The 21692-nt window shown below is 66.3% G+C and carries 24 protein-coding genes and 1 pseudogene; 16 read left to right on the top strand and 9 right to left on the bottom strand.

What is annotated here, in order from left to right; genetic code table 11:
- Positions 1-410: 410 nt before the first annotated feature.
- Positions 411-1067, bottom strand: coding sequence for a response regulator transcription factor (locus tag JWN97_RS01885; protein ID WP_363321241.1), 657 nt, complete (start codon positions 1065-1067; stop codon positions 411-413).
- 142 nt (positions 1068-1209) lie between these two features.
- On the opposite strand from JWN97_RS01885, the gene JWN97_RS01880 reads away from it, so the two are divergent.
- Both JWN97_RS01880 and JWN97_RS01875 read left to right on the top strand, forming a co-directional pair.
- Positions 1210-3408: an MMPL family transporter gene (locus JWN97_RS01880; protein WP_297617300.1), complete on the top strand. Its 2199-nt coding sequence runs from the start codon at positions 1210-1212 to the stop codon at positions 3406-3408.
- Positions 3405-3920: an ATP-binding cassette domain-containing protein gene (locus JWN97_RS01875; protein WP_363321239.1), complete on the top strand. Its 516-nt coding sequence runs from the start codon at positions 3405-3407 to the stop codon at positions 3918-3920. The genes JWN97_RS01880 and JWN97_RS01875 overlap by 4 nt, the downstream gene beginning before the upstream one ends.
- A gap of 16 nt (positions 3921-3936) precedes the next feature.
- Here the strand turns inward: JWN97_RS01875 and JWN97_RS01870 are convergent, their stop codons facing one another.
- Both JWN97_RS01870 and JWN97_RS01865 read right to left on the bottom strand, forming a co-directional pair.
- Positions 3937-5508 carry a signal peptidase I gene (locus JWN97_RS01870; RefSeq protein WP_297617297.1) on the bottom strand — a complete coding sequence of 524 codons (1572 nt, stop codon included), beginning with the start codon at positions 5506-5508 and terminating at the stop codon, positions 3937-3939.
- A gap of 29 nt (positions 5509-5537) precedes the next feature.
- Positions 5538-5942, bottom strand: coding sequence for a hypothetical protein (locus JWN97_RS01865; RefSeq protein WP_297617294.1), 405 nt, complete (start codon positions 5940-5942; stop codon positions 5538-5540).
- Between the two features lie 383 nt (positions 5943-6325).
- On the opposite strand from JWN97_RS01865, the gene JWN97_RS21165 reads away from it, so the two are divergent.
- The 8 genes and pseudogenes from JWN97_RS21165 to gdhA all read left to right on the top strand — a co-directional run bounded on the left by JWN97_RS21165 (position 6326) and on the right by gdhA (position 12262).
- Positions 6326-6970, top strand: coding sequence for a hypothetical protein (locus JWN97_RS21165; RefSeq protein ID WP_363321238.1), 645 nt, complete (start codon positions 6326-6328; stop codon positions 6968-6970).
- 16 nt (positions 6971-6986) lie between these two features.
- Positions 6987-7979: an AraC family transcriptional regulator gene (locus tag JWN97_RS01860; protein ID WP_297617290.1), complete on the top strand. Its 993-nt coding sequence runs from the start codon at positions 6987-6989 to the stop codon at positions 7977-7979.
- A 94-nt stretch (positions 7980-8073) separates the two neighbouring features.
- Positions 8074-8709: a histidine kinase dimerization/phospho-acceptor domain-containing protein gene (locus tag JWN97_RS01855; RefSeq protein ID WP_297617287.1), complete on the top strand. Its 636-nt coding sequence runs from the start codon at positions 8074-8076 to the stop codon at positions 8707-8709.
- Between the two features lie 782 nt (positions 8710-9491).
- Positions 9492-9725: a hypothetical protein gene (locus JWN97_RS01850; protein WP_297617284.1), complete on the top strand. Its 234-nt coding sequence runs from the start codon at positions 9492-9494 to the stop codon at positions 9723-9725.
- Between the two features lie 17 nt (positions 9726-9742).
- The gene (locus JWN97_RS01845) at positions 9743-10135 is read left to right on the top strand and encodes a hypothetical protein (protein ID WP_297617281.1); all 393 of its coding nucleotides are present in this window, start codon (positions 9743-9745) and stop codon (positions 10133-10135) included.
- The gene (locus JWN97_RS01840) at positions 10090-10554 is read left to right on the top strand and encodes a transposase (protein WP_297617278.1); all 465 of its coding nucleotides are present in this window, start codon (positions 10090-10092) and stop codon (positions 10552-10554) included. Before JWN97_RS01845 ends, JWN97_RS01840 begins: the two co-directional genes overlap by 46 nt.
- A 76-nt stretch (positions 10555-10630) precedes the next feature.
- Positions 10631-10860, top strand: a pseudogene (locus JWN97_RS01835) (IS481 family transposase); the annotation flags it as partial.
- A 52-nt stretch (positions 10861-10912) separates the two neighbouring features.
- Positions 10913-12262, top strand: coding sequence for an NADP-specific glutamate dehydrogenase (gdhA, locus tag JWN97_RS01830; RefSeq protein WP_030486124.1), 1350 nt, complete (start codon positions 10913-10915; stop codon positions 12260-12262).
- Positions 12263-12572: 310 nt separating this feature from the next.
- Here gdhA and JWN97_RS01825 read toward each other — a convergent pair whose 3' ends face one another.
- Positions 12573-13037 carry a GNAT family N-acetyltransferase gene (locus tag JWN97_RS01825; protein ID WP_297617273.1) on the bottom strand — a complete coding sequence of 155 codons (465 nt, stop codon included), beginning with the start codon at positions 13035-13037 and terminating at the stop codon, positions 12573-12575.
- A gap of 372 nt (positions 13038-13409) precedes the next feature.
- On the opposite strand from JWN97_RS01825, the gene JWN97_RS01820 reads away from it, so the two are divergent.
- The 6 genes from JWN97_RS01820 (at position 13410) to JWN97_RS01795 (ending at position 18329) form a co-directional block, all read left to right on the top strand.
- Positions 13410-13835 (top strand): NUDIX domain-containing protein, encoded by a 426-nt coding sequence (locus JWN97_RS01820; RefSeq protein ID WP_297617270.1) that lies wholly within the window; start codon positions 13410-13412, stop codon positions 13833-13835.
- Positions 13836-13942: 107 nt separating this feature from the next.
- Positions 13943-14560 (top strand): GrpB family protein, encoded by a 618-nt coding sequence (locus JWN97_RS01815; protein WP_297617267.1) that lies wholly within the window; start codon positions 13943-13945, stop codon positions 14558-14560.
- A gap of 151 nt (positions 14561-14711) precedes the next feature.
- The gene (locus JWN97_RS01810; RefSeq protein ID WP_297617264.1) at positions 14712-15011 is read left to right on the top strand and encodes a hypothetical protein; all 300 of its coding nucleotides are present in this window, start codon (positions 14712-14714) and stop codon (positions 15009-15011) included.
- A gap of 348 nt (positions 15012-15359) precedes the next feature.
- Entirely contained in the window at positions 15360-16109 is a 750-nt protein-coding gene (locus JWN97_RS01805) for a hypothetical protein (protein WP_297617261.1), read from the top strand.
- 264 nt (positions 16110-16373) lie between these two features.
- Complete coding sequence (locus JWN97_RS01800; RefSeq protein ID WP_297617258.1) at positions 16374-17612, top strand: cutinase family protein; 1239 nt, start codon at positions 16374-16376, stop codon at positions 17610-17612.
- Positions 17613-17927: 315 nt separating this feature from the next.
- On the top strand, positions 17928-18329 hold the full coding sequence (locus tag JWN97_RS01795; RefSeq protein WP_297617255.1) for a hypothetical protein: 402 nt from the start codon (positions 17928-17930) through the stop codon (positions 18327-18329).
- A gap of 131 nt (positions 18330-18460) precedes the next feature.
- Here JWN97_RS01795 and JWN97_RS01790 read toward each other — a convergent pair whose 3' ends face one another.
- The 5 genes from JWN97_RS01790 to JWN97_RS01770 form a co-directional block, all read right to left on the bottom strand.
- Entirely contained in the window at positions 18461-19102 is a 642-nt protein-coding gene (locus JWN97_RS01790) for a hypothetical protein (protein ID WP_297617252.1), read from the bottom strand.
- A gap of 287 nt (positions 19103-19389) precedes the next feature.
- Positions 19390-19704, bottom strand: a complete 315-nt coding sequence (locus JWN97_RS01785; protein WP_297617249.1) for a hypothetical protein — start codon at positions 19702-19704, stop codon at positions 19390-19392.
- Positions 19701-20123 (bottom strand): hypothetical protein, encoded by a 423-nt coding sequence (locus JWN97_RS01780; RefSeq protein ID WP_297617246.1) that lies wholly within the window; start codon positions 20121-20123, stop codon positions 19701-19703. The genes JWN97_RS01785 and JWN97_RS01780 overlap by 4 nt, the downstream gene beginning before the upstream one ends.
- Before the next feature lie 47 nt (positions 20124-20170).
- Complete coding sequence (locus tag JWN97_RS01775) at positions 20171-20542, bottom strand: hypothetical protein (protein WP_297617243.1); 372 nt, start codon at positions 20540-20542, stop codon at positions 20171-20173.
- Between the two features lie 213 nt (positions 20543-20755).
- Entirely contained in the window at positions 20756-21577 is an 822-nt protein-coding gene (locus tag JWN97_RS01770) for a hypothetical protein (RefSeq protein WP_297617240.1), read from the bottom strand.
- Between the last annotated feature and the right edge of the window lie 115 nt (positions 21578-21692).

The following is a 21692-nucleotide window of genomic DNA, read 5'->3' as shown; positions in this document are numbered from 1 at the left end:
CGCGAGCTGCTCCTCGCCCCCCTCGTCCGCGGGGACGCTGTCGGAGAAGTGACTGAGCACGTCGTACGGCGCCGCTGCGTGGCCGCTGTCCCACCTCCGGAGCCACCCCTCCAGAGTGGTCTGCACCCGTGCGAACGAGAGTGCCACGGCCGTCGTCGCCAGGATGGACAGCAAGACGCTGGGGGACTCCGTGCGGCCCACGAGCGCTCCGACACCGCGCACCACGACCACGTAGGTGGCTGCCACGAAGATGGTCAACCCGACCCACACCAGCACTCGGTGCACCCCGAGGCCGCGGAGTGGTCCCGAGCCGGTGCGTGTCCTCATGATGTGAGTGTGGTCCCGATCGTCCTGCGGGGGCAGTGCCCTCGACCGAACCCATGGGGTGGGGTGGGCCGTACCCCACATCATCAAGCGCCGCTGGCCTTCACATAGGCGAGGACGGCCATGACGCGACGGTTCGTCTCGTGCTCCTCGACCAGCCCCAGCTTCTGGAACACCGAGCCGATGTGCTTCTCCACGGCCCGGTCGCTCATGAAGAGCGTCCTGGCGATGGCGGCATTGTTGCGTCCCGTGGCCATGACCGCGAGGACTTCGCGCTCCCGATCAGTGAGCCCGAGGAGGGGACCGTCGTTGCCGCGTCGGGCCAGCAACGCCTCGACGACCAAGGGGTCGAGCGCGGAGCCGCCACGGGCGACTTCGGTCAGGGCTCGGACCAGCTCATCCAGGTCGCCGACGCGCTCCTTGAGCAGATAGCCCATCCCGGCGACCCCGTCGGACAACAGGTCGAAGGCGTAGTCCTCCTCGACGTACTGGGACAGCACGACGACCCCTACGCCGGGGTGTCGCGCGCGGATCCGCTTGGCCGCCTCGATGCCCTCATCCGTGTGGCTGGGTGGCATCCGGATGTCAGTCAGGACCGCGTCAGGGGAGTGCATCGCGACGGAGGCGAGCAACGTCTCCGGGTCGGCCACGACGTCGACCAGGTCGATGGCCTCGGCCTGGGCCAGCAGCGCTGCGAGACCCTCGCGGACCAGATAGTTGTCGTCGGCGAAGACGACGCGCAGCGCCATGACTCGACTGTAGTGGTGCTGACGCCCACCAGCCGTGGTGCTGACCCCCACGGTGCTGCTGCCAGCCCCATCGTGCGTGGCGAGTGCCGTCCCTAGCGTCGAGGCGTCTCGAACCTTTCGACTTGAGGAGCCCGCAATGTTGGTCGATCTCGCTGACTGGTGCTTCCGGCACCGTCGCATCGTCGTTCTCGCCTGGCTGGGGTCGCTGGCCGCCTCGTTCCTCCTGGCCAGTGCCTGGGGCGGGGAGTTCCGACAGGACTACCTCCAGCCCGGGTCGGAGTCGCGGGCCGCCTCGAGCACCTTGGAGAACGCGTTTCCCCAGCGCTCCGGCGACACCGTCCAGATCGTGCTCCACGCGGAGGACGGGCTCAGCTCGCCGGAGGTGCGGGCCCGCGCCGCCACGATCTTCGCCGATGTGGCGCGCAACGACGACGTTGTCGGCATCGCCAGCCCGTTCGCTCCCGGAGGTGCAGCGCAGGTCTCCGATGACGGGACGACGGCGTACGCCGACGTGGCCCTCGCCCTCACCGTCGACGAGTACACACCGGCGCTGGCCGCGGCGCTGGTCGAGCCGATCCTGGCTGCGGGTGACGAGACGCTTCAGGTCGAGGTCGGAGGCCCTGTGGCCGCTCTCTCCCAGACGGCACCCGTCGGCTCCGAGATGATCGGCCTGGGCGCGGCCGCGATCATCCTGCTCGTCACCTTCGGCTCCGTCGTGGCGATGGGCCTTCCGCTGGTGACGGCCCTGTTCGGCATCGGCATCGCGATGGCACTCGGTGAGGTGCTGCGCCGCGTCGTCGACGTGCCCGACTGGGCTCCCGCAACTGCGGCCATGGTCGGCATCGGCGTCGGAATCGACTACGCCCTGCTCATCGTGACGCGCTTCCGCACCAGTCTCGCCGCTGGGCAGGACCCTCGAGGAGCGACCTCCACCGCGATCGGGACGGCCGGTCGCGCCGTCCTGTTTGCCGGCATCACGGTGATCGCTTCGATGCTCGGCATCCTCTGGATGGGCCAACCGTCCATGAACGGCTTCGCGTTCACCGTGTCGCTCGCCGTCCTCGTCACCGTCGCGGCGTCGCTGACCCTGCTGCCGGCCGTCCTCGGCTTCACCGGCCGCGGTATCGAACGCCTGCACGTGCCGTTCGTGAGGAGAGAGAGCCGCTCCAACGACGGCTCCCGCTGGTTCCGCTGGAGCCGCTTCATCCAGCGCCGTCCATGGGGTGCCGCCATCGGTGCGTTGGCGGTCCTGCTGGCGCTGGGCGCGCCCTTCCTCGGCATCCGCTTCGGGTTCCCGGACGCCGGGAACGACGTGAGGACCTCCACCTCCCGGCAGGCGTACGACCTGCTCGCGGACGGGTTCGGTCCGGGTTCCACCGCCCCGATGGTGCTGACCGTCCAGGGCGCAGGCCGCGACCTCAAGGGTGCTTCCGACGCGCTGGGCTCCACGTTGAGCGCGGTCGACGGGGTGGCGCGTGTCGCCCCAGCGATCGTGAACGACGCCGGGGACACGGCGGTGCTGTCCGTGACGCCGAGCGGCTCTCCCCAGGACGCGGCGACTGTCGACCTCGTCGACACCCTTCGCGAGGACGCCATCCCTGCGGCCTCCGCGGGCACGGATCTGACGGTGCACGTCGGCGGGATGATCGCAGCGAACGTCGACTCGACCCGCGGCACGGCCGACCGGCTGCCGTTCTTCTTCGGCGGCGTGCTGCTGGTGTCCTTCCTGCTCCTGATGATGGTGTTCCGCTCGGTCCTCGTCCCTTTGAAAGCCGTGATCATGAACCTCCTGGCCACGGGGGCGGCGTTCGGGGTCCTGGCACTTGCCACCAGCGGTGGACCGTTCGGAGACCTGGTCGGCATCTCCGAGGCCACGCCGGTGCCCATCCAGCTGCCGATCGGCATCTTCGCCATCCTGTTCGGGCTCTCCATGGACTACGAGGTGTTCCTGCTCTCCCGGATCAAGGAGGAGTACGACAGCACCGGCGACAACGCCCTCGCGGTGGCTGACGGACTGGCCAAGTCGGCCCGCGTCATCACCGCAAGCGCGGCCGTCATGGTGACCGTCTTCCTGTCCTTCGTGCTGGGAGACTCGGTCCTGACGAAGATGTTCGGGCTCGGCCTGGGTGCCGCGGTCCTCATCGACGCCACGATCGTCCGGATGGTGATGGTCCCCGCGACCATGGAGCTGCTCGGCGACCGCAACTGGTGGCTGCCGGGCTGGCTCGACCGGGTGCTGCCCAGCATCCACGTGGATGGCCCGGTGACCGAAGCCGAGCCGACGCCGGCCGAGCCCCTGGTCCCCGCGGTCCCGGTGTCGATCGGCACCCCGTGATCACCGTCGAGGGCGTCACCAAGCACTACGGAGGCTTCACCGCCGTCGACGATGTCAGCTTCATTGCCCAGGCTGGTCGCGTGACCGGATTCCTGCGGCCCAACGGGGCCGGGAAGTCGACCACGATGCGGATCATGGTCGGCCTCACCCGGCCGACGTCCGGCACCGTCACCTTCGCAGGGCGCTGGTACGGCGACCTCCCCAACCCCGGCCTCGAGGTCGTCGTGCTGCTGGACGCTTCTGCGCAGCACGCGGGTCGCACCGGACGGGAGATCCTCACCATCGCCCAGAGATACATGGGGCTACCCGGTCACCGTGTCGACGAGATGCTCGACGTCGTGAGCCTCACCTCCAGTGAGGCATCACGACGGGTCGGCAACTACTCACTGGGAATGCGTCAACGGCTCGGCATCGCCACAGCCCTGATCGGCGACCCTGCGGTGCTGGTCCTCGACGAGCCGGCCAACGGTCTGGACCCGGCCGGCATCCGCTGGATGCGCGACCTCGTGTAGATCGTGGAGCTGGTGTTCATGCGGGGGTCTCGGACCTCTGGTCGACGGGCTGAGTGGGGCCGGCCCCGGGGGCGGCTGGGGTGGTCTGGGCGGGTCGGGTGCCGGTGCGGTAGCGGTAGGTGATGCCGTCGTCGTGGACGATGTAGGTCTCCACGTTGCTGCGGGTCCAGTGCATGACGAGTTGGCCGTATCGTTCGGCGAGTCTGGCTAGGGCGGGGAAGTCGGTGACGTCGATGACCGCTCGGCCTGGTGGGCTGGTGACCGGTTCGATGGGGAGCAGGATGGTGGCGTACCGGCGGCTGATCGCGGCGTCCTCGTTGGTGGCCTTGCGCGCGAGGGCGGGACCGGCAAGGCAGAGAAGCAGGAGTCCACTGAGGGCGAGGGCGGTCGAGGTGGTACGTAGCGTGGTCACGGGAACCTGGTGGCCGACGATGGCGAGGGTGTTCTGGACCCTGGTCGGGTCGTTGGTCGGGGTGGTGTCGTGGACGGTCAGTGCCGGGGGGCCGCCGGGGAGGGTGAGTTGGGTGGGGGTGAGCGTGAAGGCCAGCCGGGGCGTAAAGGTGTGGCCGTCGGTGGCGGTGATGGTGGCCGCCACGGTGAGGTCGACCTGTGCGGCGGGGATTCCGATGGTGTTGGCGGCCGCCTGGGCGCGGGCGTCGAGCTGCTCGAGGTTCAGGCGCACGCGTCCGGTGTCGTCAGTGTCGTTGATGGTGACTGGGCGCTGGAGCGCGATGGTGGAGTGCCAGCCGCTGGTGGTGGAGAGCTCGGCGGTGAGCCTCATCGTTTTGAGGTCACCGCGGTAGGCATAGTGCAGCACGACCTGATCGGTGAGCTTGCGGAAGATTGGGTCGGGTGCAGTGACCCGGGTGCCGTCGTAGGCGGGCGAGGGCGGCACCTGTGCGTGGTAGGAGAAGGTCATCGTGGCGGCGGGCTGGTCGCTCGGATTCTGGGCCGTGGTGCTGGGTCGAGTCCATCCGACGGCGCCGAGCAGGAGTCCGAGGGCGCCGGCTGCGGCGGCGATGCTGACGGTGGCGCGCAGCCGAGGTGCCCAGCCGGTCGCCCACCGGGGGGATCGGGTTGGTGCGGCGTGCTGCGACATTGCTCTCTTCCTTCGTCTGCGCGTGGTCCCTGCGGCGGTGCCGCCGGCCGCCAGCAGTCCGAGGGCGAGGATGCCCAGGGAGGTTGGGGCGGTGAGGCGGTCGAGCCAGATGCCGCCGGAGGGGATGTGGACCAGTTCGGTGCCGATCAGCTGCGCGGTGGTAGGTTGTTCGGGGTCGTCGAATTCGTTGTGATCGCCCCGCAGGGTGTACCGGCCGTCGTCGACCGCGACCAGCCGGTGCAGCACCGTCTGGTCCAGGTCGGCGCTGGTGTAGGCGACCACGTCCCCGACCCGGTAGCTGCTGGACGCTCGGACGATGACGAGGTCCCCGGCGCTGATTCGCGGCCCCATGCTGTTGCCTTGGGTTTCGACCAGGGCGACCGCCCCGGTCTGGAACGCCACGACACCACCGAGCAGGGCGGTGCAGGTCAGTGCGATCAGGAGTCTTCGCATCGTCATCAGGCACCCGGTGCGGAGGGGACCACCCATCAGAGGTTGCCCCCTCCTCACGGAACCTGTCAGCCGTTGACGACGAAGCGGACGCTGGTCACGTCCGCGGTGTCGGAGATGTCGCAGGTGATGGTGCTGAAGTCGCCGGCACCTTCGTCGGTGCCCAGGGGGGCGACGTCGGTGAGAGTGACGGTGCAGTCCTGGAGCGCCTCGGAGTTGATCCCGATCTTGACCACGCCGGCGCTGGTGGAGAGCAGCTGCTCGGCCTTGGCGGAGATCTCGGTGGTGGTGTCGGTGGCCGCGATGTAGCTGTGGCTCACGTTGGTGATGGTGGCGCCGCTGACCGACTGGACCACCGAGCCCACGTTGATCGCGGGGTCGTCGATGGTGCTGGTGGCGGTGAAAGCGGAGCCGGCGGCGGCGGCGGTGCCGGCGGCCACGAGGGCCACGAGGATCTTGGTTGACTTACGCATTGGGGGAGGGCCTTTCATCAGGAAGCACGCTCGGATGCCCCTGTTGGCTCCGAGACCGTTCTCAGAGTCAGCCACCCGAACCCCACGCGTTCAGCGATCGCAATACGCCCGCGCGTAGGGGCTATCGAACCGCGCTCACCGGATAACAACCGGGGGCTGCCCCCGCCCACCCGATGGGCATCACCTGAAGGCGTGACTGGAGGTGGTGTTCCGCGGTTAAGGCGGTATGAGGCATCGCGTCCCCGCGTGCGCCGACCGCATCCAGGCCGCCACCCCGGTGTGCTGCGGGTTCAGGTCCTCACCGCCAGCGACGAGCCCATCGCCTCAGCCACCCGCCTTGCCGAACCCGGTGCTCCGATGGAAGGCGCCACCCGAAAGGCCCAGTGCAGGCTTCGGCCGGAGGCGTCACGTCGACCGCGCGGCGATCCGGGTCCCGAAGCGGGACGCCTTGTGACCGCCGCGACGCACCGCCGATCGGCGCCCCCGGATCACGGCCTCGGGGAGACGGACACCGATCGCCGTCGCAACCCGAGAGCGCCTGCCACCAAGACCCAGGCCATGATCGCCGAGGAACGGAACTGAGAGTGCGGGCGCAGTCCCGACGAGGCGCGGGCGTTCGTCTCCGAGGTATACCTGCCGCACTGGCTGTACCTGCCTTGTGGCCGGGCGCGCCTCGACTTGGAACTGAGCGGGTCCGGCTTGGCATGCTCACCGCTGGCCGGCTCTCGTACGGCCGGGCTCTGCGGATCCTGACCGATGAGCTCCAGAACTTCCACGTGAACTTGCCGGTCACCGGGAGGGCCACGTCGAGGTGCGGCCGCGGCGACGCGGTGACGCTGACCCCTGGCGGGGCAGCCGTCTTCTCGCCGGGCGAGCGGGCCGAGCACGGATACGTGCCGATCGGCGAGACCAGCCGGTGTGGGAGCCTGTTCGAGACGGGCACGCCGGGAGCAGTCGGTAACCCGCGCTGCGGGTCGGTGAAGTCGGCGAGGGCACCATGGCCGTTGGGCTGGCCCACGAGTTCCTGAAGAGAGCAGGTCGACGATGAACGACTCCGCCCAGCCAAGTCATTGGTCGCCGGTCACCACGGTTCGCACCGAGGACCCGGACCGTGCCGAGAGCATCGTTGCCGAGCTGTTCCTGCCTAATCGCCTCGACCTCGGGCACGGGCGCGAGCGGCTCGACATGCGGATCGCCGGCGTCCGCCTGGGCGGGTTGACCGTGGGGCGACTGTCCTACGGCCGGTCAGCCGTGCTGACGACCGCCGAGGCCGACAACTTCCACGTGAACGTACCGCTGTCGGGCCAGGCCCGATCCTGGGGCGCCTGGCCGGGCGGGGCGGTTGTGACGACGCCGGGGATGGCCGCGGTGTTCGGTCCCGGCCGTCCGGCCGAGATCGCCTGGACAGCGAACTGCACGCAGCTCTGCATGATGATTTCCCGCTCCGAGGTGGAGGCCGAGCTCGAGACGCTTCTGGACCGGTCCCTGCGGACCCGCCTGGAGTTCGACCCCGCTATGGACCTCACGACGCCGACCGGCCGCGCGTGGCGCGAGCTACTAGGCATGCTGGCCCGCGAGCTTGACCACGGCCCGGCCCTGGTCCGCCACCCGACGGCGGGCCGTCACGTCCGCGGCCTGGTGATCGACGGGCTGCTGCTCGGGCAGCACCACACCTACACCGACGCAGTCAACGCCGCCGGGTCCGCAGCGCCCCGGTCGGCGGTGGCCCGCGCGATCGACCTCATCCACGATCGGCCAGACGAGCCGTGGTCGAGCGTCCGGCTGGCGACCGAGATGCACGTCAGCGTGCGAGCCATGCAGGAAGGATTCCGCCGCGAGGCCGGCGTACCGCCGATGTCCTACGTGCGTGAGGTCCGGCTCCACCGCGCCCGGGGCCTACTCAGGTTGGCAGACCCCGGCCGGACCACGGTCGCCCAAATCACCGCGCGGTGCGGTATCGGACACCCGGGCCGCTTCGCGGCCGCCTACCGCGACACCTTCGGCGAACTTCCCTCGCAGACGCTGGCCGCTCCCTGAATGAGCTAGCCGATCTGCGCGGATCTCGAGCCGGGATGCGCGGCCCGTGTACCGATGCGGTGTTCTGTCGTTCGGCACGGGTGACCATCCTCTTATGGATGACCTGCGGCCGGACTCGAGCGGTTGGGACCTGCTGCACACGGTGCTGGGCGAGCTTGCGCTGCCGATGGCGGTGATGGACGACTCCCAGCGGCTCGTCCACGTCAGCCCCGCGCTCGAGAGCCTTGCGGACACCCGGTTCGAGCCCATCCCCAGCGAACACGTGGCGTCCTACTTCAATCTCCACGACCCGTCCGGGATCCGGTCCCTCGACCCGTCCGAGCTCACGTTGGTACGCGCCTGCGCGGGTGAGAGCGTCCAGGACTCCTACGTCACGGTGAAGCCGAAGGTCGGTCCCGTCCGGCTGCTGCGCTGCACCGCAGCCCCGCTGCGCAGCACCGCCGGGGAGATCCGTGGAGCTCTGCTCCTGGCCGCCGACGCAACCGACGAGCAGCCCATCGTGTCGCTGCCTCCGGAGATTCGCCGGCAGCGGCTCGGCGTACTGCAGCACGAGCTGCGCACCCCTCTGGCGGTGCTCCTCGGCCATGCCGAGCTCCTCCAGGACCTCGGCCCCGCGCTGCCGGAGGAGGCCCGGGAGTCGCTCGCCGCCATGCTGCGGGCAGGCGAGCGCCTCACACTTGCGCTCGACTCGGTGTCCGCCATTCTCGACGGTCGAGTCCCGCCGGACTGACCTGTCGCGGAGGTTGTCAGTGCGTGTAGACCTCAGAAACCCGTTGTCCGTGCCGCATGGCGAGCACGCCCCGCAAGACTGTCATGCCGCACCATCACCAGAGCCTTCACGAGAGCGTTCGGGCCGACTCCGTCAGACTGGTTCTGCGTGCTCTCCTTCGCCGGACGGGGACGTAGTTCCGGTCCGGGTCGGAGGCTCGGCAGGACTGTGTGGAGGCACGCCAGGCGCGGCTCACGCCTGGTGGTCAAGCTCCTGATCTGTCCAGCTCCTCCAACCAGCCAGTGGCCGGCGACCACGAGCGGACAAGTCGCGCCAGGGCACAAAGGCCAGTCATTCCACGGGTCACACCCGCAGTCAGAAACCCACAGCCCAGCACCGTCAGGTTGCGAACGCGACCCTCACAGTCATTCCTCAAGGTCGCGGCTGCCGACCCTCAGCTGCGTACCTACGTTCCGTAGGTGGATAGCCGTACGAGAACGTGAGGATCGGTCAGCGATCGATTCACGGGCATTGGCGGCGAAAAGACTGTGAGGATCGCCAACGCAGCCTGATGGTGCTGGGCTGTGGGTTGGTGACCGCGGGTGTGACCCCCGAAGAGACTGGCTTCGTGCCTTCGTGCGACCTGTCCGCTCGCGGTCACCGGCCCCGGCCCGGTTGGAGGAACTGGCCTGATCAGGAGCCTGACCACCCGGCGTTAGCGGCGCCGGATGTGTCTCATCACAGTCCTGCCGAGCCTCCGTCCCGGACCGGAACCACGTCCCGTCCGACGAAGGAGAGAACGCATGAACAGTCTGACCGATCTACGCGAACTGGTCGATGTCGTCATCGGCGTCGACACCCACGTCCACACCCACTCCGCGGCCGTGATCGACGCCGCGACCGGTGGTGTCCTCGACGAGATCACCGTTCGAAGCGGACAGCACAGGGCTACGCAGAGTTGGTGGAGTTCGCCAACAACCACGCGACGTAGCGGGCCTGGGCGATCGAAGGGACCGGCGGTCACGGCGCCGGCCTGAGCCGGCACCTGCTGGAGATGACCGAGATCGTCATCGAGCTGGACCGCCCGAAGCGGGCCGCGCGTCGCAGCGGCGCGAAGTCTGATCCGCTCGATGCGATCCGCGCTGCGCGTGAGGCGATGGCGCGACCGCGGTTGGGAACACCTCGCCGTGGGGGCGACCGGCAGGCCCTGTCGGTGCTTCTGGCTGCTCGCCGTTCCGCGATCAGTGCCTCCACCGAGGCCCAGCAGCAGGTCTTCAGCCTGGTCATCGCCGCACCCGAACCCGTCCGAGCCCGGTTCCGCGGCCAGAAGCTCGCCGCGATGCTCAACACCGCCGCGACCTGCGCGTGCGCTCGTCGTGGGACGTGGAGACAACCAGCACCGTGGTGGCGCTGCGGACCCTGGCTCGTCGCGCGCACGCGATGGTGAAAGAGGCACGGGAGCTGCAGAAGGCGATCGTGGCGATCATCCGCACCTGGCGTCCTGATCTGCTCGAGGAGTTCGGTGTCGGACCGATCGTCGCGGCGACGGTGTTGTGCGCCTGGTCCCACCCCGGCCGTATCCATTCCGAGGCGGCGTTCGCGATGCTCGCCGGCGTCGCACCCATCCCAGCCAACAGCGGCCAAGTCACCACCCGCTATCGACTCAACCGCTACGGCGACCGCCAGCTCAACAACGCACTGCACACCGTGGTCCAAAGCCGGATCCAGTACCAGCAAGCCACCCGCGACTACGTCGCCCGCCGCACCGCCGAAGGCAAGACCGGCCGAGAGATCAAACGCTGCCTTGCCCGCTACGTCGCCCGCGACCTCTACCGCCTACTCGAAAGTGAGGCCACAGCTGCTTGACGAAGCATAGGAGCGTCGCGGTCCGACGGTCCCGAATGGCGATCCTCACGCGGAGCGTGACCAGCGCGGGAGGGCCGATCGGTCCAGCCGTCCTCACCGCAGCACGAACAAGACCCCCGATCGACTGACGCAAGAAATCGTTCGGTTGCGATGGCGGTACAGGCTCGGGCCGGTTCAGATCGGCGGACGACTCGGCCTCCCGCCATCCACAGTCCACGGGTCCTGGTGCGCTGCCGAGTCAATCGGCTCACCCACATCGACCGGGCAACCGGGGAGCCCATCCGCTACGAGCACCCTCACCCCGGGTGGTCGGCGTGCTGACCTAGGGTGAGGCTTTCATCTGAAAGAGGAACGATCTATGGAGACGTTGCACGCTGCGCTTCAACCTGTGTACGCCGACGTTTTGCGCCGTAACCAGGGAGAGACCGAGTTCCATCAAGCGGTCTTCGAGGTGCTCAGCAGCCTGAGCCCCGTGGTGGAGAAGCGTCCTGAGTACGTTGATGCCTCGATCATCGAGCGCATCTGCGAGCCTGAGCGCCAGATCATCTTCCGCGTCCCGTGGGTCGACGACTCCGGTGAGGTGCAGATCAACCGCGGCTTCCGCGTCGAGTTCAACTCCGCGCTCGGGCCGTACAAGGGCGGGCTGCGCTTCCACCCCAGCGTCTACCTCGGGATCGTGAAGTTCCTCGGCTTCGAGCAGATCTTCAAGAACGCTCTCACCGGTATGCCGATCGGCGGCGGCAAGGGAGGCTCGGACTTCGACCCGAAGGGACGCTCCGATGGCGAGGTCATGCGCTTCTGCCAGTCCTTCATGACCGAGCTGTACCGTCACATCGGCGAGTACACCGATGTGCCGGCCGGTGATATCGGTGTCGGCGGTCGTGAGATCGGTTACCTGTTCGGACAGTACAAGCGGATCACTAACCGCTACGAGGCCGGCGTACTCACCGGCAAGGGGATCACCTGGGGCGGCTCCCACGCCCGTACCGAAGCGACCGGGTACGGCACCGTCTTCTTCGTCAACGAGATGCTCGCCGCCAGAGGAGACTCCTTCGACGGCAAACGTGTCGTCGTGTCCGGCTCCGGCAACGTGGCTATCTACGCCACCGAGAAGGTGCACCAACTCGGGGGTACCGTGGTCGCGGCCTCCGACTCCTCCGGTTACGTCGTTGATGAGGCCGGAGTCGATGTCGGCCTGCTGCGCGAGATCAAGGAGGTCCGCCGCGGTCGAATTAGCGAGTACGCCGACATCAAGGGCAGCGCCGTCTCGTTCGTGTCCGGCGGATCGATTTGGGACGTCCCCTGCAGCGTCGCCTTGCCCTGTGCCACCGAGAACGAGCTGCCGGTGGACGCGGCGAAGGCCCTCGTCGGCAACGGCGTCCAGGTGGTCGCCGAGGGGGCCAACATGCCGACCACGCCGGATGCGGTGGACCTACTCACCGAAGCCGGCGTGCTCTTCGCCCCTGGCAAGGCCGCGAACGCAGGCGGTGTCGCGACGAGTGCGCTGGAGATGCAGCAGAACGCGTCCCGCGACTCGTGGACCTTCGAGCACACCGAGCAGCGGCTGGCTGAGATCATGGCAGGCATCCACGAGCGCTGCGTCATGACGGCCGAGGAGTACGGCGTACCGGGCGACTACGTGGCCGGCGCCAACATCAGTGGCTTCACCCAGGTCGCCGACGCAATGCTCGCCCTCGGCGTGGTCTGACCCCCCCGGCCGGGTTGCCGGCGGACTTTCGACGGGGTGTGCACCACCACAGTGCGACGAAGATGGTGCACACCATCGAACTCGAAACCGGTAGCGCCGCCGGGGCTAGGCGGCCGGGATGTCGAGAGTGCCTCGTAGGCACCACCCATGCCGACACGTCAGCGGCTTGCCACTCCAAGCTGAACGCTGGCCGTGTCGATATTGGTGGTGAGGTCCGCATTCCGATCTGAGAGGCTGGGCTCACGGACTGAGATACGGACATCGGCTGAGAGTGCGCCGGGAGAGGACGACACGTCCCCCAAGCCGATCGCTATCTGGCGATGTTGAGGCTCAGCGTCGCGAGGGCGGCGTTGATCGTGAACCCGCACTGGCGGTACAGCGCGAGTGCCGCGGCATTGTCCGGTTCGGTTTGCAGGGACAGCCGTAGCGCACCGGCATCGCTGGCGGCTTGTTGGATGGTTTCGACCAGCCGACGGGCGATGCCTTGGCGACGCACCGCGGGGTCGGCGAACAGGTCGCGCAGCTGCCAGAACCGACCCAGCCCAAGAGATGCCGGGACCTGGTGAATGGCTGCGAATCCGACCATCCGCAGACCGTGGTAAGCGCCGTAGAACTCGAGCTCGCCGGATCTGGCCATCTCGCCGACCCACGCCCGTGTCGCGGCCGGAGCCGGCGACTGGCCGTAGTGGATCCGGTACAGCTCGAACAGGCTCGCCAGCTCGGTGACCTCGTCGGACATCGGATCGACGGGACGACAGGCGGCGGTCTCTGGCACCAGCACAGCCTACGAGCGCAGCCGCTGCAGGAGCACAATCATCGAAGAGGATCGGCTCGCTCCGCGTGCCCATCCCGCACTGGTCACGCTCCGGATGACGATCGGACTATGGCGCATGCGGGAGGTCGCGTCGCCGCGCGACGTGTAGGACGGCGCCCCAGCCGCGGCGGAGGTCGCTACACGACGGCGAAGGCTACCTTCGTGCTCGAGATCGTGAACCGGGCTCATGGCGCGAGGGGTCTTCAACCTGTCACCGGACCTCTGTAGCCAGCGGCCCGACCCGCGAACGTGGCATGGTCGGGTCGATCTCACCCCGCGGGCCCTGGACGGATGCCCGCCTTCAGTGTCGGAGGTCCGTGCTTGTGTGGACGTATGCACAAGGTCGTCGTCGGCGCGCTAGTGAGTGAAGGGCGGGTGCTCCTCGTGCATCGAAGCCCGAAAAAGCGTGCCTACCCGAACCTTTGGGACCTGCCCGGTGGGGGCATCGAGGCCGGCGAGTCGGAACTCGGCGCGCTCGCGCGGGAGCTGCACGAGGAGCTGGGCGTGCGGATAGCCACGGACTCGGCGTCTCACCTATGCCGGGTGACCGTAGGGCCTGCAGATGAGGCAGCGCTCCTGAGCGCCTGGCTGGTACGTGACTGGCAGGGAAGGCCATCGAACACCGCTCCCGAGGAACACGACGACGTCGGATGGTTCGGCCTCGAGGAGCTGCCTTGTCCCGCTACCGCACACGACCTTGTGCGCACGGCTCTGGTGGAAGCGATACGAAGCCACCCCGGTCGATCTCCGACGCGCTGACATGGCGTGAGAGCTCGCGTCGAGCAAACGGAAGGCGACCCGATGGCCCCCACCTCGTGCGGTGCGCATCCTCTGCGCCAAGCGTTTGTAGGTGATTGGATCTGCGTGTGCCGACGCCGGAGGAGATCACCCGCCATCACGACGCAGGCGAGGTGGTCTATGTCGGTGCCCACCCCACTGGCTACACCCTGCGGATTGAGGAACCCGATCCCACCTGGGCGCAGCGGTACGGCGTGCTGGAAGCCCAAATCCTCGAGGGTCTCGGTGATCGCGTAATCGGCATCCAACACATCGGCTCCACCGCGGTACCAGGGCTTCCCGCCAAACCCATCATCGACATCGACCTAGCCGTGGCGGACCCCGCCGACGAGGCGGCCTACGTCCCCGATCTCGAAGCCCTCGGGTACGTGCACTGGCTCACCGAACCCGATTGGCACCAACACCGCCTGTTCAAGCAACTGACCGAGCCACGGGTGCACCTACATGTCTTTGGGATGAACTGTCCCGAGATGGTTCGGCACCAGATGTTTCGCGATTGGCTGATCGCGCACCCGGAGGACCGCACGCGATACGCCGATGCCAGACGCGCCGCCGCCGCCGAGATGACCTCCACCGGGGATGACAACGGAGCGCTGGGATTCGGCATGCGTTACAACAGAATCAAGGAGCCCCTCGTGCACGAGATCTACCACCGGATGTTCCGAGCGGCTGACCTCCTCGGCTGAGGCTTCGCGACGGGCCGTGTGTGCTCAGCACCGCTCAGTCGGTGCCTGCGGCACCTAACGGACACATTCACATCTAACGGCAGATGAGTGCGCACAACGCACATCGTCTAAGGTCGCGCGTGCCCATTCCCCGTCCAGGAAAGGCCGAGCCGTGACCGATCGCCCTGAAATCGTCTGCATCTGTGGCTCGGCGCGATTCATGGCGGAGATGCGGGCGGCGAACCGCGACTTGACCTTTGCCGGAGTCATCGTCGTGGCCCCCAGCGATGCGGACCAGTCGCCCACCCCCGAGCAGAAGGCCGTCCTGGACGCCCTTCACCTACGCAAGATTGACCTCGCCGACCGGGTCTTGATCGTCAACCCGGGCGGGTACGTCGGCGAGTCGACGCGCAGGAAGATCGTCTACGCCCAAGCCGTCGGCAAGCCGATCACCTTTACTGATCCCATCTGACGACGAGGGCCGCGCTCTTCTCGGCACGTCAGGAGGTCCCGCGAGCCGAACGTCTACCGGAATACGCACAGCTAGCTGCGCGGCAGTCGCGGTCGCGTCCCGTAAGAGCCGTCCGCGGTGCGTCCCGGGATTGGTGGCTCTATGGCGACGCATGGGCCCGGCCATCGCAAGCGAACGCTGCCCGGCACGCGGCGGATAGACGCACGAGCGTGGGGACCAGGGCCCGTCATTCAAGGCCTGGGAGAAGTCGCCCCTCGGACCGCAGATCGCTGTGGTCTAGTCGCGGCTGGCGCCCGCCGTCGGAGCCACATACGGTCTGGCCACGCGCTCGTTGGTAGGGGGTACCCGATGAAAGTTCGTCCGTGGACGACTGCGGCTGCGGTGGCCCTTCTTCTCGGGGGCGCATTGGCCGCGCCTGCGGAGGCCAACACGCCCTCCACTGCGCAGTCGGCATCACTCGGCACCACCTACTTCGGTAACACAACGCGAACATGCACCAGCAGCGCCAACTGCAACATCGACTTCTGGCGCCTCCCGAACTTGCGCGCGCAAGACGAAGTCACGATTGCCTGGCGCGCCGAACACGGCTACATGTGTCTCACAGCCGACGTCGACGACTACGACTACGCGCAGAACCTTTGCAACTTTGCTGAGTACGTCATGCGGGACCCCGCTGGGCGTCGAGATGTGTTCATCGCCGACTACGCCACGGCAAACGCCTACGTCAACTTCTACGGAACCCCGGGCATGTTTGAGACCGGCCCGTACCAGTTCGTAGTCGAGACCATACGGTCCAAGATCGGCGTCGCCATTCCAGCAAAGTCCACGGTTCGACGAGACAGCGCCGTCACTCTCAAACCGACCTTCACAGACGGCACTGCTCTGCCGGACGGTGTCAGCTTCACGATGAAAATCACATTCAAAGACCTCGACAAGACCATCGTGCGCACCGCAAGAACCGCCGGAGGCAAGGTGCGCCTTCGCCTGAGACTCGGTAAGGGCTTCGCCGGGCACAAGGGCCGCTTCATTGCGACTCGCCGCAGCGACACCATCTACCAAGGCGTCCGATCGCCCACCCAAACCATCACGGTGAAGTGAGCGTCAATGGGGAGGTGAACCCGCTCGCTGGCGGTGGCATTCCGTCGGCGGCCACGATAGGTGGCTCGCCTGGATGCGGGTCTTCGCGGCTGAGTGACGCAGAGGATGAGCTTGAGCGGGTTACCCCTGATATCGGGGTTTTCTCGGCCCAATGCCCGGTTCACACTCGGTGGCACCGCGACGGCGCTGGACCGGCGGTCAGCCCTACGATTGGAGCTTTCTAATGGCTTCTGGTGGCGTCGATTCCTAGGGGTCACTGTCGTCGTGACGGCTGCAGGCACCAACATGTTTGCGCTACCAATAGCCGGCGGTGCCTCACCCGAACTACGCGCGAGTCACGCCGTATGCAGCCGAATCCTGTTCCTCGGTGCCCGAGGTTCCGGCCAGCCGACTGGAAAGTGGCAGGGCTACGGCCCGGAAGTTCACAACTTCAGGCAAGAGTTGCGCCGACTGGAGGCCAATCGATCGGGCTGGATGGACGAATCGTGGGTGAACTACCCCGCGCACTCCACCGACCGCCTGACGCGCCCGCGCCTCGATTCTCAAGACCTATGGGGTTATTGGGAACAAGCCAAGTCCTACTTCGATGGACTGGACAAGGGCGTCGGCGAGACCGTGCGTCGGTTGAAGGACGCCGCACGCAAGTGCCCAACACAACACGTTGTCCTAGCCGGCTACTCGCAAGGCGCCATGGTGATGCAGCGGGCGGCCGCAAAACTGCAGGCTGATGGACGAACGGACATCGTGGCCAGGATCGCCGGGCTGGTGTTTTTCGGGAACGGGGATCGGCCGCCCGATGCTGGCACCAGGATTGAAGGCAGCCCGCACGCCGGCGCGGCGGGTCAAGGGATCGCGCAAGCTTTTGGGAAGCATCCGCCGGTGCCAAGAAGCCTCACGGAGCGCACTTGGGACATCTGCAGCAAGAACGACCTCATCTGTGACTGGCGTGGAGCCTGGTCGATTAAGAACCTCTCGGAAGCGCTCGCCGTGCACGGCACGTACGGCGAATGGAAGTCCAACGAGACGACGGCGAAGTATCTCGTCAACTACGTCAACAGCAAGACAGGCTGCCGTGCTCTCGATCCGCTCACGCGGTCCACAGACGTTCCCGAATGGGTCGGCACGCCTTGGTTGGTGCCAGAAGCGGACCAAGCGGGGCACTACGGCATCTACGCCAACATCCGAAACCGTGCACCCGACGAACGCCTCATCTACGCCTACACCATGAAGGTCGTCAAGCAATCTCCCGACTGGAAGACGTGCAGTCGGTACTTCACCGGCGCGGTTCCTGTACAAGGAAACCCAACGTTGGGCAGCACCACGTTCACCAACAGACGCGTGGGACTCTTCACGGCCTTCCATGGGCCGGATGCCGAGTACACCTGCACCGTGCTGGTTGCCGCCTCCTCCGCAACAATGCCGAACGGGACCGGGATATCAGAGCCGAGATGCTTCTGGGGTAATGGGCAGTCGGCCCCTCCGTTCATGGTCGCGCAGTACTAATCGTTCCTTACTGGCAGGCGGCCCCAAGGCAAGCGTCGCGACAAGGGCCGCACAGAAACTACGGAAAGCGACGACTGCGACCCCTTCCCAGGTCTACATGTGGGAGAGGGCCCGGGTCGTCAGGCGGCGTATTGACGCAGCTGTGAACACTGCCGAGATAGCCGCCGCGGCCTTAGCGTGGTGACTCAGAGCTTGGGCGTCGGGTTGCGAGGTGATCGTATGGAGAGTGGGGGAACGACCTCGGCGTGGTTCGCACTAATCGGTGCGTTGGGCGGGGTCTTTCTTGCCGGACTTGGGGGCCTCATGGTTGCGGTCTTGAACAATCGGCACGCCAGGCTGCTCGTTGAGTTGGAGCACGCGCGTCAACTCCGGCAACAACGCGCCCAGGAGCGTCGCCAGGCCTACACCGACTTTCTGGTCGAGACCAATGAGGTGTACCAGTTGGCCGCGGACCTCTTGACTAAGGCGCGGCGAAAGGGTCAACCGCTCGACTTCAGGAAGGAAACCGGAGAGGCGGTCAGAGCGTTGATGCGCAGTGAGTTGACACTCGCGCTGGTCGCCTCGGCTGGGGTACGCACGAGCGCCAAGGAGTACGCCGAGTCGCTACGCGGGCTGTTGCTGGCTGCCACTCGTGCTGAGTGGGTCGACAAGACCAGCCAGACTCGGAATAGCTTGTTCGCTCGGATGATCGAGGATGTGCAGTCAGACGATCAGTGAAGCGTCCGGGCCCGGCAAACCGGGCATCGAGGCGTGATCGTGGCGAAAGGACGCGGGTCCCTGGCCAGGGTTGCGCAGATCTGCTCAAGAACGGTTGGGCCTGGGGAAAGAGACACCAGTTCAGGGCAGGGTCAGCTTCCTAGCCGCCAGGTCCAACTACCCTCGTCCCAGTTGGCTGTGGCTGAGAACACCCAACCGCGGAACTGGCCGCCGTCGAGTTTTTCGTTGACCGCAATGCACTCAAACGTCGTTGTAAGTGCAGTCAAGTCATCAACGGATCCGCCACCCAATGGGTCGCACGATGTGTAGTAGATCGGTCCCTCAAGCTCGCCGTCAGCCACCCGCTCCTTGGCATCCTTCGTGATCGAACCTTGCATTTGCTTCACGAGATTCATACGAAGTCGGCGTTCGGCACGCGCGGCGGCCGCCTTGGCTTCTTGGCGCGCTTCTTGAGCCGCCTCTGCAGCGTCAGCCACCTCTTGGGCCTCCAAGGCATCCGCTTCCTCGGCCTTGCGGTCAGCCAAGGCAACGGCCTCGTCCGCTTGATCACGATCGTGTCTGACCTTGAGGGCGATTCCCGTCGCGATGAGACACACAATGAGCACAACGCCCAGCGTCAACGCGATCGCCTTGCGGCTGAGGCCACTCCGGCGAGTCGCGTAACCCTTTCCGCAGTTGGGACAAAACTCCCCTGAGGTCTGCGTCTGAACACTGCAGTGTGCACAGACCTTCGTGGGCGGCTCTGGCGGGGCGATGTTCTCGTCGGTGGTCACGGCGCAGGTTAAGCGAGCAACGCCAGCTCATGCAGCGGAACGCCGGGATCTTGTGAAGCCGACCAGCAGGTCGGGCGCCCCTCCGCTGCGTCGAGCCGGAGGGGCAGGGGCGAGAGGACTCCACCAGCGTCGGTCGTCCGACGCGGTATCGGACTTGACGGGCAACAGCGGCGGAATGCCGCGGGTCATGCGAAGCCGTAACCTCGCCCTTTGAGCACCTAGACGGTCAGCGCAAAGGATCGCTCCGATTGGCGTCATCGGATTGCTTTGACCTGGGTTGCGTCGGTTCAGGCTTCCAGAGGACGGTCGCCCGGGCGCTGCAGCTGTTGGGCGGTCGTACGAATGGCCCTCGCGAACGGCTCGTCCTCGGCCTGCGTGTCTGGCGACAGCTCGGCGAAACGCTTCATCGACTCGTGCGTTTGTCCTCTGAGCTCCATCCATGCAGTCCAAGCGTCATGAACGTCACGAGCGGTCACCTTCTCGCCCTTGACGTTCATGAGAACCGCGTACAGCAGGAACAGGTCGTCGGCGCCATCAGGCACGTCCGTTCCGATGGGGACTGCAGCCCTTATCCGCGCGGCGTCTTCAACGAGGTAGCTCATTGCCTTGGAAGGTACACGGCCAGGACCAGGTTGATCGCCACGAAGAACCACGGAACTACTCTCTCGATTGTCCCAAGTTCTGCGTATCTTGGACGCCACCTTGACACGGGGTCCTGCTTGAGCGATGCCCATTCGGCGGAGAAGACGGCGACCTGAAGTTGCTCCTCGAGGTTGTTGATGACGCTGAACTTGGCTCGGTTGAGGTCGCGATAACTGCGTAGTTGGAGGAACCATGTCGCTCCCGTGGCGGCACCGACAAGACAGATGGCGACTAGCAGACCGCCACTCGGCTGAGTCGGTAGGGAGGTCACCAACCCCAGGATGGCCAGGCCAGCCGTCTGCAGACTGAGATAGAAGGTGTTCGCGGCGCTTCGCCGGGCCGAGACTCGATCGGCCATCTCGACCGCCATCTTGTACATGTCTAGGGTGACGGCGGCATTCGACTGCTCGGACGGACCCGGTGTGCTCACCTGGAGCCAGCGATCAGGAGTTTGAGGTTCGGCCAAGTCCAGTCGTACATCTTGTCGCTGGTGAGAGCGGAGGTCGGGCGTTGGTTCGTGCCACTCGCACGACCGGCCAGGAGAAAGTACGGGATCGATTCGTCTCGAGCGATTGTCAGTTCGGTGGCGACCCCAGCGGCCGACCGGGTATGGAGCCCACAGATGATGGCGACACAGTCGCTGGCGCGGATGCGTCGACGCGCCTCTTCCATCCAGCCGCTCGAGGCTTCCTTGATCGACCAGTCAGCGATGACGAACGGGGAGTCGGGGTTCCTAGCCTGCCCGACCAAGAGGTTCTTGAGGTCGTTGTCGTGGTCGTAATCGAAGCTGATGAACACTCTCGTTGCCGGCATTCGTCCCCCTGGTCAATTGGTTGTTGGTTCACAGAGTGCCACCAGGCACCGACACTTCGGCACGATCGGGATGGGTCTGTGCCTGGCCCCGCGACGAAAACATGCGCTCGCCGGCTGCGCGCCTCGGTTGAAGGGGAGGTGCCGCAGGACACGCCTTAAGGCGAGAGCAAACCTGTTGCACGCCGCTGGTCGCAGTTGCTACTCGACTCCTGCCGTCAACGTTATGTCCTCAAAACCCGGCGTGTGCAGATCGTCATCACGAACGTCGAGGTAATGCCGGAATGCTGGGTGCACCCTAAAACGCACCGGACGGCCAGAACGCTCCGACGACCTACGTGCCACCCGAAGTTTCTTCTCGACCTCGGACTGCCCCTCAACGTGCATGAACTTTCCTTCGCGAACCTCGATCCCGAGAAAAGACGTTCGTAGCAGCCAATTCTTCGTGTCGGATGGGTCATGGCTCGCTTCGAGGAGTACGTCCTGAAGTTCCTTCTCAGTGAGCGTCGCATTGAGCCCGGCGAACGCAAAGAGCACCTCCTCCAGGTCGAAGCCTTGCGCGTCGCTCTCTACGACCAGTGCCTCGTAGGCGAAGCGTGAGTAGTTTTCGTCCGCCATTGCGATGTCGTCTTGGGTGATCATCGCGTGATGACGGTTGATTGCCGTTGTCAACGCGGCATTGCCGAAGTAGATGATGTCGCGCGGCCGCGGCAGGATTCTCCACAGAATGTAGTCCTTGGCCGGCAGACCATTGACTTCCTCCGGGAAAATGGATGACCACATGTCATCATCGGCGGGTTTGCGACGGCGCCGGTTGGCCGCGTATCGCTCCTCGAGCACGCGCGCCAGCAGGTGAGGATCATTCCAGTGGACCGTGAGCGGACCGATCTTGTCCGGTTCGCGGGCGTACTTGGTCATGACCTCATAGATGTCCGATCGAATGAACACGCCGAGGGTCAGATCGATCTCGTCCGTACCCTTGAGCAGCGCCTTCCGGAACTGTCCGCTAGCTGTTCTGACCACGGACGTTAGGTACGGCGTTTCTGCTTGGCGATGACGAAGACCTCCGAGTGAGGTGTGGAGCTACCACGCAACCACTCCTCAAGACTCGGAGGTCTTCGACGATGCACGCTACCCA

It is taken from the genome of Nocardioides sp. (assembly GCF_025965415.1).
Lineage (GTDB): Bacteria > Actinomycetota > Actinomycetes > Propionibacteriales > Nocardioidaceae > Nocardioides.
This window is presented reverse-complemented; position numbering and strand designations above follow the sequence as displayed.